The organism is Bradyrhizobium sp. 14AA, assembly GCF_054185205.1.
Genome location: NZ_JAVAYM010000170.1, coordinates 1 through 448, shown reverse-complemented (window position 1 = coordinate 448; position 448 = coordinate 1). Strand labels below are relative to the sequence as shown.

Sequence of the window (448 nt, the reverse complement as noted above, 5' to 3'; positions counted from 1 at the left end):
CGAACGAGTCGGCGTGAACACGCACAAGCTGCCGCTCGCTTATACCAGCGGCCGCGACGAGCAGGGGCGCAACTGGGTCAGTCTCAACTTCTTCGGCTATACCGGGGGAGCCGGGGCGGCGTTCGGCACTGACGGCTGGGGCCTCTATCCGCCGCTGATGACCGGCGTGATCCTGCCCTCGATCGAGATGACCGAGCGGCAATATCCGCTACGCCTGTTACGGCACGAATATGTTGCCGACCAGACTGGCGCTGGCCGCTGGCGCGGCGCGCCCGGCTTGCGCACGACGATCGCCTTTACTGCACCGTCCACCACCAACGCGATGCTGGCGGGTGTCCGCAATCCGACCCGCGGCTTTGCCGGCGGCGGCGATGGCGCGCCCAACGCGCTGCGGCTCTGCCCCACCGACGGTCAGGCGATCGAGATCGTCGATGTCGGGTATCGCATC

Annotated in this window: 1 protein-coding gene; it reads left to right on the top strand. The window is 67.6% G+C overall.

Translation table 11 applies throughout. The features are described 5' to 3' along the window. Positions 1-13 precede the first annotated feature (13 nt). Positions 14-448 (top strand): hydantoinase B/oxoprolinase family protein (locus RAD15_RS43850; RefSeq protein ID WP_458184869.1); only part of this gene is annotated, 435 nt, incomplete at its 3' end.